Consider the following 13,813-nt stretch of genomic DNA (forward strand, 5'->3'; position numbering starts at 1 on the left):
GGTTCATACTCAATAAGAGCTGTGGTAGGTTACACGGCTCTTATCTGATTGATATAGCTTAAAAACCTCGCAAGGTTTAATTCTCCCTGTTATAAGCAGGGCCAATATAACTATTTATGGGCAGTATTTGTGAGTGATAACGGAGTTTCTGTTGATAAGTGCGATCATAGCAACACAATTTCTTTGTACAATTTATTAACATACGGCCGTGCAATTAAGGAGTAGCGCATGACGAAATCTCTCTTTCGCCAATCATTTCTTCTGGACAGCCTAGATCTTGAACAAGAAGTGCTTGCAGGACAAACCGTACTAGGTAATGGAGTACAACTAAAAGTCCATCAACGTGGTGTCTTTGAAGTGATTCCAGCGGATTACGATCAACAGACCAAGAACATCATTTTTTCAACAGGCGTTCATGGTGATGAAACCGCACCAATGGAACTGATTGATAAGATTATTGAAGACATTGAAACAGGTTTCCAATCAGTAAAAGCTCGCTGTTTGTTTATTATCGCTCATCCAGAAGCGACCAACGCTCATACCCGTTTTCTTGATGTAAACATGAACCGTCTATTTGACGATAAAGAGTATGAAGTAAACCGCGAAAGCAAGATTGCGAACAATCTAAAGCACTTAGTTACTGAGTTCTATAGAGATACTCAACCTGAGACGCGCTGGCATTTAGATCTTCACTGTGCAATTCGTTTATCGAAGCACTATTCATTTGCAGTAAGCCCTAAAGTTCGTCATCCCGTCCGCAGCCAAGAGCTCATTGATTTTATTAACAGTGGGCACGTAGAGGCTTTGCTGCTTTCAAACTCGCCAACCAGTACATTCAGTTGGTACAGTGCAGAAAATTTTGGTGCGCAGGCACTAACAATGGAGCTTGGGCAGGTCGCGCGCATTGGTGAGAACCAACTCGACAAGCTAACGGCATTTGATTTGGCGATGCGCAACCTTATCGCTGAAACTGAGCCAGAGCATCTCCCAAAGAAAACCATTACTTATCGTGTAAGTCGTACTATTGTTCGTTTACATGACGATTTTGATTTCATGTTCTCGGACTCCGTTGAGAACTTCACTGCATTTAAACACGGCGAAGTGTTTGGCCACGACGGTGACAAGCCACTCATGGCTAAAAATGAGAATGAAGCAGTAGTATTCCCAAATCGCAATGTTGCTATTGGACAACGTGCTGCACTCATGGTGTGTGAGGTAGAAACTCGATTTGATCATGGCCAACTGGTTTACGATTAATCAACGCTACTAATTCATCTCAAACGATTGATATCACAAGGTTCGCACGTTATTGCGAACCTTGTGTTTATTTGGGGATACAGGTAAGGTTACGCGAACTTAGTTAAAGTAGCTTGATATGGATTTCCAACACCTTATTCAACAAAAACAGCGACGCTGGACTCGTGCCATCTATGTGATGCTTGCAGCGCTGATTGTTCTTAGCGGCCTCTATTTAATGGTCGGCGATCTCTTTATCTCTCCGTTGAATACACTCTCTCCACTTGAAGAAAAGTTACTTGTTGATTTACGACTTCCACGTCTGCTTGCTGCAATTGCAATAGGCGCAGCGCTTGCCGTGTCCGGAGCAAGTTTACAAGTTTTGTTAGGAAACGTATTAGCAGAACCCGGTGTGCTCGGAATTTCCGGTGGCGCCAGCCTCGCAATGGTCGTTGTCCTGTTTTTCTTACCGTTCGCTCCAACGCCAGAACTCTTCATGATTGCAGCGGTGATCGGCTCGCTCTGTTTTACACTCTTGCTGGTGGGCATGGTGAGAGCGATGCGTTTAACTACAGCAAAACTCTTGTTGATTGGTGTTGCACTTGGCATTTTGTCGGGGGCGATGGTGACCTGGGCATTCTATTTTAGTGATGATCTAAGCCTTCGCCAACTGATGTACTGGCTGATGGGTAGCTTAGGCGGTGTCGCTTGGTATCAACACACTCTTACCTTAGTGATGATTCCCGTCGTCATATGGTTGTGTTTGCAGGGAAGTAAACTCGACAAACTGATGATAGGGGAGGTACACGCTGCTCAGCTTGGGATCAATGTACCGGCGCTACGTTGGCGTTTGATTTTCGCTGTCTCAATACTGGTCGGTTGTGCCGTCGCCCTTGGTGGCGTGATCAGCTTTGTGGGCTTAGTCGTGCCACATCTATTACGTTTGGCGATAGGTACTGACAACCGATATTTGCTACCACTGTCTGCAGTATCAGGCGCAGCACTATTAGTGTTTGCAGATATCTGCGCTCGTACAATGCTTGATTCTGCTGAGTTGCCGCTTGGTGTTATGACAACCACGATTGGTGCGCCAATCTTTATTTGGATGTTGGTGAAAAATCATGATTCAAATTAAAAGTTTAAGCGTAGGCTCAAGGCTGCTGCCGCTTTCATTCGACCTAAAACCGGGGCAGGTGACTCATGTTATCGGCCCAAATGGCAGCGGCAAGAGTACCTTACTCGAGGCGATCTCTGGTATAGGAGAGGGTTATACAGGCGAAGTAATTTGGGCTGATAAACCATTATCGAGTTTTTCACTGCAAGACCTCTCTCTGCAGCGTGCTTATTTAAGTCAGAGCGCACGACCAGCGTTCAACCTAGAGGTGTTCCAATTTCTTGCTTTGTCCCTGCCAAGTTCTGCAGAGCCTCACAGTGCGATCGTGTCTGAGGTGCTGACAGAGGTTAGCGAGATGCTCGAGATAAGCGATAAGCTGCACCGCTCAATACAGACCCTTTCTGGCGGCGAATGGCAACGTGTCCGTTTGGCGGGTATGTGTCTTCAGATTTGGCCGTCGTTAAATCCCTATTCGAAGTTACTGATTCTTGATGAGCCAGCTGCACCGCTGGATATTGGGCAAGAAGCATTGCTCTATAAACTTATCGACCGGGTCGCCAAGCGAGGGATTTCAGTTTTAATGGCGAACCATGATTTGAATCGCACGTTGAGGCATGCTGACCAAGTGCTTCTGTTAGATAAAGGTGTGTTACAAAAGGTTGGCACCGCTGAAAAGGTGATGGTTCCAGAGCAGCTTGAGCAAGTATTCAATACCCGAATTAAGAGCATTACTGTCGACGATGCCACTTATCTACTTTTCGAATAATTCATTCACGGTCTTAGTTTCAAGTAAAAGAAGTCGCGTTTTCTCTGGGCCTTAATTGAGAGCTAAACCTGACTACTAATAGCTCGCTCCCTTAAGCCGAAACGCTATCTAGCATCTTTTACTATGTAACTTATTAATTTCATTATTTTTCTTCTAGCCTGTTGTTATTTAACGCTGTTTTGTTACTGTGAAAGGAACAGCAATTAGAGTGATAAAACAACATGAACTAAGAAGGAAATGAAATGGAAATACAAGTAAGACGTACAGAACCGAGTGATGCAAGAAGTGTTAAAGAGATCTACGAGTGCCCAAATGCGTTTCGCGGCACCCTGCAACTCCCACACCCTTCGCTCGACCTCTGGGAGAAGCGTCTCACCCATGTTCCAGAGCATGTCTATTCTTACGTCGCGTTGTACCAAGGCGAAGTCATTGGCAACCTTGGCTTAGAGGTCTGTGCTAACCCGAGACGCAGGCACGTTGCCTCATTGGGCATGGGGGTCAAAGATAACTTTGCGGGCAAAGGTGTCGGTAGCGCATTATTGCAGACTGCGGTCGATCTTTGTGATAACTGGATTAACATTAAGCGCCTTGAACTGACAGTTTACACCGACAACGAGCAGGCTATTAACCTCTACAAAAAGTTTGGTTTTCAAATTGAAGGGGAGTCTGCGGCATTTGCATTTCGTGATGGCGAATATGTTGCGGCTTACCACATGGCAAGAATCCAATCAAGCTAACTAACTTAGCCAGCCACTTTGAGCAGAAGAAATAAACAAATAGCGCCTCAGAACTTGAGGCGCTTTTTAAATTCCGCTTATGAGGGAATGTCTTTAGACCGTTAGCGGCGCAAGATCAGCTGGACGGTAGTAAACCGACTTAAGCACTTTACCTTGGCGAATGGTCTTCTCTTCTGAAACGAAATCTTCTGCACACTTCGCGATGATGTAATCACCTTTTTGTACAGCCATCAGCTTGATGTTTTGTTCAGCGTAGAATGCTTCAGTTTCTGCGTACTCTTTCTCGTTGCGACATACCTTACTCATGTTGCTTGAGTGTACTTCGTCCCAACATGGTAGGAAGTCGATAGCGCGGTTCTTCGCGACGTTAAGCAACAAATCAATTAGGTAGCTGATGGCTAGGTTGTCTTCAACTTTGTCTTGGCCCATGTGGACTAAACGACCCATCAATACATAGACGCTGTCGACGATTGCATCGGCTTGTTCTGTTTTTGAATCGGCTTCTGCAAGTTCAGTCAGTTCTTCGATGGCTAAAGAGGTGTGAAGAGTATCGCCTTTGTCGTCCATGGTTTCTGGTGCAGCAACAGGAAGATCAAAAGTGCTACGGAACTCTTTGATATCGCGGTAAAGGTGATCGAAGATGGTTTGGTTTAGTTGAGAAAGGGTCATATTCCTATCCATTTGTCTTTGGTAGATGGGCATTTTAGCAAAGCTAGAAGTTTGGCGCTATTCACAAGACAAGCAGTTGAGAACATATTCTTTGTGTCAATGTCTCTGATTGCTATCAAAGTATTTGTATATTGATTGTTTTTCCCTTTTACTCATCAATATCAGGAATGGCTTATATGAGAGCCATCTACTAAAGTAGAGAATCGATTTATGAATAGAGCCAGCGAAAGCGAAGTTGTTATTCGACGCTTGTATCAAATTACTAACGACTATCAAAAAGGGTTTGATGTACAAATCGTACAGCTCTTGGAGATGGGCTTGCAACGATTTGAACTCGATATTGGCATTCTATCTAAAGTCGAAGGGGATAATTACACGGTTAAATATTGCGTCACTCCTGAAGATGTACCGCTCCAACAGGGTGACTCCTTTGATTACAGAGCCACATATTGCGAGATTACTTGCCAAGCTCGTGGCCCGATTTCAATCGAACATTGCGGCAAGCATGATGTTTACGCCGCACACCCAGCCTACAAAGCTTTCGCTTTAGAGTCTTATATCGGCATACCAATCTATGTTGATAATGAAATCTACGGCACCTTAAACTTCTCTAGTCCAACACCTTATTATCGAAAATTTAGAGAGATTGATATCGACGTGATGAAGCTGATGGCTTCGTGGATTGAAGTGGAGTTGGTTCGACGAGCGCAAGAGTTACGACTTAAACAGCTTAATGAGAAGTTAGAATATCAAGCCCTGTACGATCCATTGACTAGACTACCCAATCGTCGTTGCCTGTTTAAAAAGCTGAATGCAGAGGTTGAGAAGCTTAGGGCAGGCGAAGGAGTTGGTAGCATTGCGGTGATCGACATTGATCACTTCAAGAAAGTGAACGACAACTATGGTCACCAGATCGGTGACGATGTGCTTAAAAAGATCGCCAATGTTCTAAGAGAAAATACCGATGAGGGGGGGATTGCAGCTCGATTCGGTGGTGAAGAGTTCATCGTCTGTTACCCTCAATCTACTCCTGAGTATGCTGAGCGCCGCATAACGCAACTTTTACAGTCAGTGAAAACGATCACTTTAGACAGAGAGCCTATTACCATCTCTGCGGGTGTTTGCCACTTTCAACTGGCCGGTGAAGGTGATCAACTCAATAGAATGTCGACGCTCGACAATTTGATAAAGGTTGCTGATGAGTGCTTGTATCTCGCCAAAGAAAATGGGCGAGACCAATTTGTAGCCCGCCCATATATAATGACTTCGCAGAAAGTTTGTACTAGCTAGCGCCAAACAAGTACGGGAATAGTTTACGTCGCTCTTCCGCTGTCAGAGACTCCACACGAGCGATGTTGGTGTCTGGAATGGCTTCTGGGTTCGGATAGTGCTTCAACACTTTTTCCATGCTCTCTTCACGAATTAAATGATAAACAGGGAAAGGTGAGCGGTTAGTCAGGTTCTCATCGTCTTCTGGATCTGCACCACCAAAGCAGTAATCAGGGTGGAACGTCGCCACTTGGTAGATGCCTTCCCAATCTTGCTGCTTAATAAGCGCCTCGATCCAATCAATAAACATGTTGTAGTCAAAGAAGTCTTGAAGCATGTTTGGAACAACAATCAGCGTTGTTTCTAGCTCCTGCGGCGACGTGTTATCGAGTTCCACAAAGTGCGCCATAATGTCTTCCAACAACGTCTCTTCAGTTGTGGCTTCACTAACAAAGATCTTAATCTGCTTGTTACGCTGTGGTTTGGCAGCAAAAGGACATAGGTTTAGTCCAATTACAACATCATTTAGCCATTGTTGAACTTGGTCGTGAATAACCTGAAGATCGTTCGAGGATGGGTTTGACATGACTTGCTCCGAATAATTTTTGCGTAGCATAACAAAATCAGTCGTAATCAAAACCCTAATTTGCCCTTACTGTACTAATCGGTCTTTCAAACGCTTAAATAAGTGCTTGTTAGACTTGTGCTTGTGTCATTGCAGGTTTGGTTTCGCGATGGTGGTGCAGTTGATAGAGCCAGATGAAGATCAAGCCATACAACAACGAACCTCCCGCCATAACACCATTCCAACCGAAGTGTTGCCAACAATAAAGCAGCAGGAATCCACCCAGACTACCACCTATATAATAGTGAACGAGATAAAGCGCGGTTGCGGTCGCTTTTGCTTTGGTCGCCTTTTGACTCACCCAAGCATATGCGAGCGTATGGGCAAAGAAAGCGCCAAAGCTAATTAATAGAAGACCAGCAATCATGAAGGGGATCTGTTCAACGGCAGAGACAAGCATGCCGAGTAAACTGATACTTGCACCGAGGGCGATACCCGCGAGTGGATCGTACCTTTGTGTCCAACGGCTAGAGAACTTAGAGCTAAGCGTCCCTGCTAGATAACAAAGAAAGATCAACGACGCCAAGCTGACCGCAAGGGAATGAGGCTCTGCAACAAGCCTGAACCCCATTACAGAATACAAATTAACGAATAGGGCAAAGTTAGCGCCACCAATGAGCATCGCTGTCCAAAGTGTTGGATTTTTGAGGTGAGTGATCACCGCTCGGTTGTGGTGAAAGAACAGACCTTTCTGCGGTTTAAATCCATGTTGGTTTGGCAGTTTCCAAGCGATATAAAGAGCACCAATAAATGAACTCACCACGAAAAAGAGGATAGCTGCATGCCAATCGAAGTAGTCAGTGATGAGTCCACCTACCACACGCCCAAAAATCCCACCTAACGAGTTGGCCGCAATATAGCCGCCAATAGCGATAGCAAACGCTCTAGGTGTTAACTCTTCGACCATATACGCAACGGCGACGCCAGCAAAGGCAGCAACTGCAACCCCCATGATTGCGCGTGCCGCAACCAGTTGCCATAGCGTTGAAGTAAACACCATAGAGAGACCAACTAGCGGAATTAAAAAGAGGCTAAGTAGAATAATAGGTTTTCGGCCGAAGCTTTCTGATGCGATGGCCCAGGGAACAAGACTGAATGATAAACCCAGTGTGGTAGCAGCGAATAACCAGTTAACTTGAGTTTCGCTGACTGAAAACACTTCAGCCATATGAGGAAGAATTGGTTGGAAGACATAGAGGTTACAAAAAATAATAAACGAGCCAATCGCCAATGAACGGGTGATGTTTCTGTATTGTGGCGTGCCTGCGTCAAACATGAGGTGAACCTTGTATTATTTATTTACCGACTTGTGAACAAAGTATCAACTCACCCTTGATAAAAGAAATATATTAAAGATATCACCTTAATATATTTTTTATATCACCATGCTTGAATCAAAATCTCTTCGTCACTTTTTGGCGGTTGCCGACCACGGCAACTTCACACAAGCCGCCAAGTCGCTTCATATCGCACAACCAGCCTTAAGTATTTCCATAAAAAAGCTTGAACAAACGCTTGAACTCACGTTATTCCGACGAGGAGATAAGCAGGTGACGTTAACAGAAGAGGGAAAAGTGCTATATGAGCACGCCAAACGTATTGGACAGCAATTTGAAGATGCTCAACTGGCGATGAATGAGCTGAAGGGGCTGGAAAAAGGGGAAGTACGATTGGGCGCGCCAAGCATGATGGGAAGCTACTTTTTTCCAAGAGTGGTTATGGCGTTTAAAAGTCAGTACCCAAACCTCAAGATCACCATGATAGATGCTGGTACCGCCTCAATTAGAGAGATGTTGCTTAATGGTGAGCTCGATATCGGTGTGGTGAACCATGACAACGTGCCTGAAGATCTAGAAACAGACCATCTACTGGCCTCAGAAATGTTGGCGGTTGTTGGTAAAGACCATCCATTCGCAGCACAAAAAAGCCTGACCTTTGAGCAGTTCTTTGAGCAAGACTTGATCATGTTTAAGTCAGGATATTTTCATCGTGATTTTATTGATCAAATGCGCGTGAAACACGATCTTGATATGAGCATCGCCTTTGAAACGAATTTATTACCTATGATTTTGTCGATCGTAAAACAGGAGTTCGCAATAACCGCTTTGCTGAGTTTGGTGACTGAATATGAATCGGATGTTGTGGGCATTCCATTTAGTGAACCCGTAAAACTTAATTTATCGTTAGCATGGCGAAAAGAAGGGTACTTATCGAAGGCAGATAGAACCTTTATTGAATTTGTTAAGCAGTATGTTTAACCAATAATCGTGTCAATAAACAGTCACGAGGACTGTTTTGTAAAAATCGGATATCTTGTGGATGAATTATATAACCCTTAGCTTTTTTAGTGTTATTGGCTAAATGTCACATAATTTATATGTATAAAATACTCAATTTTACCGATTACCTATTGATTTTTAGAGATTAAATGCAAATTTGGTTTACTTTCAGTAATGAATACGTATAGTTCAAATTATTGACAGTATATTAATCAGATTCTATGAAGTGTAAATGTAAAGAGCAGCAAGTAGTAAGAGTACACAGAACTTTGTTTGATAAAATTTTGGGTATTAAAGCGAAATACAAATGCGTTAAATGTAACGCCGTCTTTAAAATTAAAGGCTGATTTGATTCTACAATTTTTATATTTTTGTGTATGACTTGCACAAAAAAGCCCGCGTTATGCGGGCTTTTTTTATGATGCAATTTAAACCGACTTGGTTCTAGTTGTAGTTGGCGTTATACATCTTGTCGAAGTTTTTCTGATTCCATCCAACCATGATTTGATCGCCTATCTTAAGTACTGGGATTGAGCGAGCGCCCATTGCTTGCAACTCTTTACGGCCACGCTGCATTTTTGCGTTGGTCAGGCGGTAGGTGATGTTCTTTGAATCTAAGTAGCGTTGAGCGTCTTTACAATGAGGGCATTTATCCGCTACGTACAATACAACACGTTTCATTTCGGTTCTCTCTTGATGGTTCTGAGCAAAGTGTAGCGAATCTAAGGTGAATAGAAAAGTGTGATCAGTTACACTACACTGCTTTGGTTTGTGTCCTCTCTTAAGAGCTCTTTTAAGGCGTAGCTTCATGCACCCATCACTGCGTTATATTCAAGGTTACCCACAACACATTATAGATCCTGTGACACAAATGGTTGAGTCCGGTCGATTGGTAAAATGGTTTGAGTCCCGCTATCCCGAAAACCACACTATCAAGAGTGAGAAAGCGCTGTTTGATTACGCGATGGCGATTAAAAACCGTTATATGAAGAAGACGCCACCAATCAGTAAAGTGGTATACGACAGCAAAATCCACCTAATCAATAATGCATTGGGTCTGCATTCGTATGTGGCTAAGAACCACGGCGGAAAAATCAAATCTAAGAATGAGATTCGTATCGCCAGTGTGTTTAAGAATGCACCAGAGCCTCTCTTAAGAATGCTCGTGATTCATGAACTCGCACATATCAAAGAGAAAGAGCACGATAAAGCCTTCTATCAGCTATGTTGTCATATGGAGCCTGAGTATCACCAATTAGAATTGGATGCTCGCCTGTTTATGATCTATTTAGACTTAAAGAAATAAACGATGAATCAGAAACCTAAACGCAACTTTGCCTCTAAAAATCAAAATGATAAAAAAAATGCATCAGCCAAGATGTCTAAGGGCCAAAAACCTGCATCATCAAAGCAACGTGCCACGTCTAGTAAGCAAAGAAAAGCAATAAAGAAATCTAGTCAAACGACGGTAAAGAAACCACAGGTCAAAAGCGGTTTGCACCCACGAAACCAACACCGTGGGCGATATGACTTTAATGCTCTGGTGAAAGCTCTACCTGATCTGAAAGACCAGTTGGTGAAGAATCCTGTTGGTGAATCGACAATTAACTTCTCTGATCCATTATCTGTGAAGCTTCTGAACAAAGCTTTGCTTGCACATCACTATGGTGTTCAACATTGGGATATTCCTGCTGGCTACTTGTGCCCACCGATCCCGGGACGCGCTGATTACATTCATCGAGTTGCCGACCTGCTTAATAGTGAAAGTCAGGGCAAGCCATACCAACATGATAAGGTTAAAGCCCTCGATATTGGGGTAGGAGCAAACTGTATCTACCCAATCATTGGGACTACGGAGTACGGATGGCGATACAACGCAAGTGACGTGGATCCTGTCTCGGTTAAGGCTGCTAACTTTATTGCTGAAAGCAACCCTAACTTGAAAGGTAAGATTCACTGTCGATTACAACATGACTCAACAGCCTTCTTTAAAGGGATCATTAAGGAAAATGAACGTTACGACGTCACAACATGTAATCCGCCATTCCACAGCTCTTTAGAAGAAGCGCAGAAAGGGACTCAGCGAAAGCTCGATAACCTTGCGGCGAATCGTGCAAAGAAGCAGGGTAAATTCGACAAGAAGGTTTCGCGTCCGAGTGCAATGGCGAGTAAGCAAAGCAAGCCCGATCTTAACTTCGGAGGCCAAAAAGCAGAGCTATGGTGTCCGGGAGGCGAAGCTAAATTCGTCACTGGTTTAGCAAAGGAGAGCTTGGAGTTTGCTACGCAAGTTCTATGGTTCACAACTCTGATTTCCAAAAAGGAAAACGTCGCCGTATTAAAGGATCAACTGGCTAAGCTTAACGCGAAAGAGGTTAAAGTCGTTGAGATGGCGCAAGGACAAAAAATCAGTCGTTTTGTCGCTTGGAGCTTTATGGATAAGTCGAAACGCCAGACTTGGATTTCGCTGAAGTGACGATAGTAGGCTACTGTTTTGCCGAAGTAGAACAATAATGGAAGCCGGTGGCTGATAATATTCAGTCGTCGGCATTTTTAATGAACGTCGATTTATCTTAAGAGACTTTCATCTCATCAAGCATAGATTGATACTTGTCGCGTAAAGCTTTGTTACCTGCTTTTGATTCCAACTCTACTAAGATCTGCAAAGAGGGGATTTGATACCCATATCGCTGGTGGAACTTAAACAAGCGCAATCTTGCTTCTCGAAACTCTTGCTGTGATACCTCGATCTTTGTCAATTGTAGGATTGATTTAAAACGGTTTGGCTCGTGGTCGATAGCGCGTGTGAAGTAGTACTTAGCCTTTTCACTATCCCCCGATTTTAGTGCACAAAAGCCCGCGTTCTCGTAGCTTGCCGAAACTAAGTAGTAAAAGGGCTGGTTAATGGCTTTGTTGAAGTATTGGTCGGCTTGAGCATAATCGCCTTGCTTACAGAGAAAGGTACCGTAGTTATTTAGAACGTTACCGTTGTTCGAGTCTAGTCTCAGCGCTGTTTTATATTCCTTTCTGGCTTCGTCGGTTTCTCCAACTTTTTCATAATAATGTGCCATCGATAGGCGAGCGCGATAGTAGCGAGGGGCGTGTTGAATCGCCAACTCAAGATTCTCTCGTGCTCGAACCATATTCTCTTGATCCATATAACCGAGTCCGAGAGCGATTCGAGACTCAGACATTGCAATAGGGTCGGCTTTAACTCTTTGTGGTTCACCTTCTGTTACTGACACACATCCACTGAGCGCAATTAATAGTAGGAAGGGTGATAAGTTGGCTAACTTGGGTGAAGGCATTGAGAGGCTCCTTGTGAATTCACAGACATCATAGGAGAACTCGAATGGTTGGTTGGCAAAAAGGCGAGCTAATGCGACCCAATCGCCATAAAAAAGCCGCTTGTTACCAACTCAAAATAGAGAGGTGACTAGCGGCTCGAATAAACGCATTGCTTTCAAAGGTCTGCTTAAATGAATCAATCGTCCTTGGTGAAGTTTTCTTCGCTGAAATGATCCAAATCGTATGGCGTTTGTTGGTAAACGCAATAGTTTAGCCAATTTGAAAACAGCAGGTGACCATGGCTACGCCAACTAGCAATAGGCTTGTTATCAGGGTTGTTGTTTGGGTAGTAGTTGATCGGTATTACCGGTTCCATTCCTTCGCCAAGGTCACGAACGTATTCATTGTGAAGGGTATGAGCATCGTACTCTGGGTGACCAGTCACAAACACATTTCGCTTATCCTTTGTCGCTGCTAAGTAAACACCAGCGACGTCAGATGTCGCCAGAATATCTAGATCCGTATGGTCGGATAGGTATTCTGGTGAGAAGTCAGCATAGCGAGAGTGTGGTGCTAAGAAGGTATCGTCAAAACCACGCAGAATTGGATGGTACGGGTTATGAATCTCATGATGGTAAACACCAGACAACTTCTCTTTACGAGTGCGTTTCGGTAGATCGTAAAGCAGTTTCAAGCCTGCTTGAGCCGCCCAACAAACATAAAGGGTAGAGGTAACGTGTTTGTTAGCCCACTCCATAATGGTCTTTAGGTGGTCCCAGTAGATCACATCTTCAAACTGAACTAAACCTAGTGGCGCACCTGTGATGATCAGTCCATCAAAGTTGCGGTTTTTTACCATCTCAAATTGACGATAAAAATTATCAAGGTGCTCAGTCGGTGTGTTCTTGCTGGGTCTATCGTCGATACGCAATAGCTCTACATCCACTTGTAGTGGGCTGTTCGACAATAGGCGTAAAAATTGAGTTTCAGTTTCAATCTTCTTCGGCATTAGGTTGAGGATCAAGACTCGAAGTGGACGAATTTCCTGTGTCGATGCTCTTGATAGCGGCATAACAAAGATGTTTTCTTCACGAAGAACATCGCTCGCTGGCAATTGGTCTGGAATGCGAATAGGCACAGCTTTCTCCCTAAGCTAGATATTTAGACGTCTATACTTCTGAATCTATAATATATTGTGACGCTTGTCGACATACAAAACGCACCTTTGTAAATATTTCGTTATTGAATCCACCGTATACCCACTTATCTATGAGGTTACGGAACCTATGTTGGGACAATTGAATACACACTAGTGAACGTTTGATGCTTAAAACAGCGCTTAATGATCTAGGCTTATGCTTTTGACCTAAGATACGTTAACATTTTGCTTTCACTCTATTTTTGACGATCGGTGAGTACCAGTTTGAAACTTATCTTAATTCGAGGTCTGCCTGGTTCTGGCAAATCAACAAGAGCAAAATCTCTCGACGCCTTCCACGTAGAAGCCGACATGTACTTCGTGAATAGCGACGGTGATTACTGTTTCGAACCGGAACTGCTCCCCAAAGCACATGAGTGGTGTCGAAATCGTGCGGAAGATGCCCTAAAGCAAGGTCGTGATGTGGTTGTTTCGAACACGTTCGTTAAGCGATGGGAGATGAAGGCGTACCGAAACATGGCGCGCAAACATGGTGCTGAACTGGTTATTGAGGTGTGTCGTGAACAGTATGGCAATATTCACGGAGTGCCGGAGTCTGTAGTTGAACGCATGAAGAAAGATTGGCAAGAATAATAAAATCTTCATCATCGAATTCGATGACCCAAAGTGTCTTG

General features: G+C 43.8%; 15 protein-coding genes. 9 read left to right on the forward strand and 6 right to left on the reverse strand.

Going from position 1 to position 13,813, the window contains the following annotated elements:
- The first annotated feature begins 228 nt into the window (after window positions 1-228).
- The 4 genes from VFDL14_RS21685 to VFDL14_RS21670 all read left to right on the forward strand — a co-directional run bounded on the left by VFDL14_RS21685 (window position 229) and on the right by VFDL14_RS21670 (window position 3,853).
- Window positions 229-1,257, forward strand: coding sequence for a succinylglutamate desuccinylase (locus VFDL14_RS21685; protein ID WP_032548870.1), 1,029 nt, complete (start codon window positions 229-231; stop codon window positions 1,255-1,257).
- A gap of 118 nt (window positions 1,258-1,375) precedes the next feature.
- Complete coding sequence (gene btuC / locus VFDL14_RS21680) at window positions 1,376-2,371, forward strand: vitamin B12 ABC transporter permease BtuC (RefSeq protein ID WP_032548871.1); 996 nt, start codon at window positions 1,376-1,378, stop codon at window positions 2,369-2,371.
- Complete coding sequence (gene btuD / locus VFDL14_RS21675) at window positions 2,358-3,116, forward strand: vitamin B12 ABC transporter ATP-binding protein BtuD (RefSeq protein ID WP_032548872.1); 759 nt, start codon at window positions 2,358-2,360, stop codon at window positions 3,114-3,116. The genes btuC and btuD overlap by 14 nt, the downstream gene beginning before the upstream one ends.
- 242 nt (window positions 3,117-3,358) lie before the next feature.
- Complete coding sequence (locus VFDL14_RS21670) at window positions 3,359-3,853, forward strand: GNAT family N-acetyltransferase (protein WP_032548873.1); 495 nt, start codon at window positions 3,359-3,361, stop codon at window positions 3,851-3,853.
- Between the two features lie 93 nt (window positions 3,854-3,946).
- On the opposite strand, the gene VFDL14_RS21665 is transcribed toward VFDL14_RS21670, so the two are convergent.
- A complete protein-coding gene (locus VFDL14_RS21665; RefSeq protein ID WP_032548874.1) occupies window positions 3,947-4,522 on the reverse strand; it encodes a nucleoside triphosphate pyrophosphohydrolase family protein in 576 nt (191 codons plus the stop codon).
- Window positions 4,523-4,732: 210 nt separating this feature from the next.
- On the opposite strand from VFDL14_RS21665, the gene VFDL14_RS21660 reads away from it, so the two are divergent.
- Window positions 4,733-5,812 carry a sensor domain-containing diguanylate cyclase gene (locus tag VFDL14_RS21660; protein WP_032548876.1) on the forward strand — a complete coding sequence of 360 codons (1,080 nt, stop codon included), beginning with the start codon at window positions 4,733-4,735 and terminating at the stop codon, window positions 5,810-5,812.
- Here the strand turns inward: VFDL14_RS21660 and VFDL14_RS21655 are convergent.
- Both VFDL14_RS21655 and VFDL14_RS21650 read right to left on the reverse strand, forming a co-directional pair.
- Window positions 5,805-6,377 (reverse strand): DUF1415 domain-containing protein, encoded by a 573-nt coding sequence (locus VFDL14_RS21655; protein ID WP_032548877.1) that lies wholly within the window; start codon window positions 6,375-6,377, stop codon window positions 5,805-5,807. The two genes, VFDL14_RS21660 and VFDL14_RS21655, sit on opposite strands and share 8 nt — an antisense overlap.
- Window positions 6,378-6,486: 109 nt before the next feature.
- Window positions 6,487-7,692, reverse strand: a complete 1,206-nt coding sequence (locus tag VFDL14_RS21650) for an MFS transporter (RefSeq protein ID WP_032548878.1) — start codon at window positions 7,690-7,692, stop codon at window positions 6,487-6,489.
- A gap of 109 nt (window positions 7,693-7,801) precedes the next feature.
- Here VFDL14_RS21650 and VFDL14_RS21645 point away from each other — a divergent pair, with 109 nt between their 5' ends.
- Window positions 7,802-8,674, forward strand: a complete 873-nt coding sequence (locus VFDL14_RS21645; protein WP_032548879.1) for a LysR family transcriptional regulator — start codon at window positions 7,802-7,804, stop codon at window positions 8,672-8,674.
- Between the two features lie 465 nt (window positions 8,675-9,139).
- On the opposite strand, the gene VFDL14_RS21640 is transcribed toward VFDL14_RS21645, so the two are convergent.
- Entirely contained in the window at window positions 9,140-9,376 is a 237-nt protein-coding gene (locus VFDL14_RS21640; RefSeq protein ID WP_032549688.1) for a glutaredoxin family protein, read from the reverse strand.
- 127 nt (window positions 9,377-9,503) lie between these two features.
- On the opposite strand from VFDL14_RS21640, the gene VFDL14_RS21635 reads away from it, so the two are divergent.
- Both VFDL14_RS21635 and rlmF read left to right on the forward strand, forming a co-directional pair.
- A complete protein-coding gene (locus tag VFDL14_RS21635; RefSeq protein WP_032548880.1) occupies window positions 9,504-10,001 on the forward strand; it encodes a YgjP-like metallopeptidase domain-containing protein in 498 nt (165 codons plus the stop codon).
- A gap of 3 nt (window positions 10,002-10,004) precedes the next feature.
- The gene (gene rlmF, locus VFDL14_RS21630; RefSeq protein WP_084181779.1) at window positions 10,005-11,168 is read left to right on the forward strand and encodes a 23S rRNA (adenine(1618)-N(6))-methyltransferase RlmF; all 1,164 of its coding nucleotides are present in this window, start codon (window positions 10,005-10,007) and stop codon (window positions 11,166-11,168) included.
- Window positions 11,169-11,265: 97 nt separating this feature from the next.
- Here the strand turns inward: rlmF and pilW are convergent, their stop codons facing one another.
- Together pilW and metA are read right to left on the reverse strand one after the other, a co-directional pair.
- Complete coding sequence (gene pilW, locus VFDL14_RS21625) at window positions 11,266-12,000, reverse strand: type IV pilus biogenesis/stability protein PilW (protein WP_032548883.1); 735 nt, start codon at window positions 11,998-12,000, stop codon at window positions 11,266-11,268.
- A gap of 176 nt (window positions 12,001-12,176) precedes the next feature.
- Window positions 12,177-13,118 (reverse strand): homoserine O-acetyltransferase MetA, encoded by a 942-nt coding sequence (gene metA / locus VFDL14_RS21620; RefSeq protein WP_032548884.1) that lies wholly within the window; start codon window positions 13,116-13,118, stop codon window positions 12,177-12,179.
- A 285-nt stretch (window positions 13,119-13,403) separates the two neighbouring features.
- On the opposite strand from metA, the gene VFDL14_RS21615 reads away from it, so the two are divergent.
- Window positions 13,404-13,772: an ATP-binding protein gene (locus VFDL14_RS21615; protein WP_032548885.1), complete on the forward strand. Its 369-nt coding sequence runs from the start codon at window positions 13,404-13,406 to the stop codon at window positions 13,770-13,772.
- Window positions 13,773-13,813 lie beyond the last annotated feature (41 nt).

This window comes from Vibrio fortis (assembly GCF_000695685.1).
Lineage (GTDB): Bacteria > Pseudomonadota > Gammaproteobacteria > Enterobacterales > Vibrionaceae > Vibrio > Vibrio fortis_A.

Coding starts and splice junctions, on each gene's coding strand:
- rlmF (WP_084181779.1), top strand. CDS start 10,005: ATGAATCAGAAACCTAAACGCAACTTTGCCTCTAAAAATCAAAATGAT.
- pilW (WP_032548883.1), bottom strand. CDS start 12,000: ATGCCTTCACCCAAGTTAGCCAACTTATCACCCTTCCTACTATTAATT.
- VFDL14_RS21650 (WP_032548878.1), bottom strand. CDS start 7,692: ATGTTTGACGCAGGCACGCCACAATACAGAAACATCACCCGTTCATTG.
- VFDL14_RS21665 (WP_032548874.1), bottom strand. CDS start 4,522: ATGACCCTTTCTCAACTAAACCAAACCATCTTCGATCACCTTTACCGC.
- VFDL14_RS21655 (WP_032548877.1), bottom strand. CDS start 6,377: ATGTCAAACCCATCCTCGAACGATCTTCAGGTTATTCACGACCAAGTT.
- btuD (WP_032548872.1), top strand. CDS start 2,358: ATGATTCAAATTAAAAGTTTAAGCGTAGGCTCAAGGCTGCTGCCGCTT.
- VFDL14_RS21635 (WP_032548880.1), top strand. CDS start 9,504: ATGCACCCATCACTGCGTTATATTCAAGGTTACCCACAACACATTATA.
- VFDL14_RS21660 (WP_032548876.1), top strand. CDS start 4,733: ATGAATAGAGCCAGCGAAAGCGAAGTTGTTATTCGACGCTTGTATCAA.
- VFDL14_RS21670 (WP_032548873.1), top strand. CDS start 3,359: ATGGAAATACAAGTAAGACGTACAGAACCGAGTGATGCAAGAAGTGTT.
- VFDL14_RS21640 (WP_032549688.1), bottom strand. CDS start 9,376: ATGAAACGTGTTGTATTGTACGTAGCGGATAAATGCCCTCATTGTAAA.
- btuC (WP_032548871.1), top strand. CDS start 1,376: ATGGATTTCCAACACCTTATTCAACAAAAACAGCGACGCTGGACTCGT.
- VFDL14_RS21685 (WP_032548870.1), top strand. CDS start 229: ATGACGAAATCTCTCTTTCGCCAATCATTTCTTCTGGACAGCCTAGAT.
- VFDL14_RS21645 (WP_032548879.1), top strand. CDS start 7,802: ATGCTTGAATCAAAATCTCTTCGTCACTTTTTGGCGGTTGCCGACCAC.